Consider the following 1,591-nt stretch of genomic DNA (forward strand, 5'->3'; position numbering starts at 1 on the left):
AACCAGAACCAAACGTTCTTCAAAAACTGTAGTTTGTGCTGCTCCGGGGATGTGACAGGACTGAAATCGGGGCGAAGATTGCGTGAGACGAGGAACGGATCCATCACCAGAATCTGATCGAACAGCGGCACGAGGCTTATGAAACTTTCGCCTGCTGTGCGCGGATCGGACGGCCCCATGTACACCGCACGCACTCGGCCGTTACTCTGCCGGGGAAGCAGYGCAGTCAGATCGGTGTTTTCCGGCCACAACCCCTGGGAGATCCGATGCAGCTGGGAAACCTGCTCGTCGGACAGCRTATGTTGGACACGGCTCCACGCGTTCTTGTCGTTCAAGTTCAACACGCCAGCGATCGCGCGCAGAAACGCTAGGTTTCGCTCGCGAAGGCTGAGCTCGTCCCACCGCGGTCGCTCCCATGACGCCAACAGCTCGCAGCACGTGTCGTAGGGGCTGCCGCTGCCGCATGGACAAGGTTCTCCGGTCTGCGGCGGCGACAATGGAGGTGGTTTGGCCACGAACTCGTGCTCACGTGAGGTTCGCCCATAGGCGTCTCGATAGCCATAAGTGCCATCTTTGAAGCCGAAGTATGTATCGCCGCCGTAGCGCCATAGCTCTGCTTCAGGCGGGCGCAGCAGCTCGGCCAGACGGGCGTGATCTAAAGGCCGATCCAATTCCGGATACAGCCATTCCGGCCTTCCTGCGGCGATGTAGCGGCGCGCGCGCCCCTTGAGCCAAGCGTTCACCGTGACGACTTCTTCTCTACTGAAGCGACGCCCTCGGATAAGACTATCCGTGCGCATCATCGCATCACCGAAATAGCGTGCGTTCGTTCGTTTTGCCGCGAGAGCGACGTCACTGGGATATTTGGCGTAATCTACATGCGTCAGAATTAGCAACTGATTGCCGTCGAGTGGGAATAGCGTCTGCGTGCCGTTCCAGGTTATGGGAGCGTCGTTGGGATAGGCTTGGACGGCCGCGTCACTTGGCAGCACGGCATTGAAGGTCGTTACTGGGTGGTCGACGATGAGGAACTTGACATCCGAATCCTCGGCCGAGACCACCTCATGGACGGCCTCGGCCCACAGAGCGCCGAACATGTGACGCAGATGCTGCATCTCCACTAGCAGTTCGACCTGCGAAAGCGCCGGATATCGACTTCGAATCCAGTCCAGACCTTTTGGAGTGCGTAACTTCTGCGCGCCCAAGTAACTAAGTAGTGCCTGGTACTGCGCGTGGACCTGATCTGAGTCGCCACCGAGAAACGCACGTACCGCAAGCGCACCGAAATCGTCGATGCCTTGAAAGAGTACTGTTTCTACCTCGTCGTTGAACTGCTCGCCGAACCGAGTGACGTAGAGATCCTGCTCCCAGAATGCCGACTTGGGCGCCCTCCGAAGCGCCCTGGACGGTATCGGCGTACCGTCGGGACGCTGGCGCAGCGATGACAAGTCGAGGAGCCAGTGCTGGCCGCCATCGGAGATAAAGCCACGCTGGTACCACTCCGGTACATAGTGATTCTGGCGGGAGGATCCCTGAACTTTTTTTGGAGGTGGGGGCACCGGAACTCCAGCTCAATTGGAGGGAACCTGGT

1 protein-coding gene is annotated in these 1,591 nt (G+C 58.8%); it reads right to left on the reverse strand.

From position 1 onward, the window contains the following. A partial coding sequence (locus AC1VAN_RS21405) for a hypothetical protein (protein ID WP_480986699.1) occupies positions 1–1,559 on the reverse strand: 1,559 nt, incomplete at its 3' end. Positions 1,560–1,591: the final 32 nt, after the last annotated feature.

It is taken from the genome of Stenotrophomonas sp. 05L44_2 (assembly GCF_056665995.1).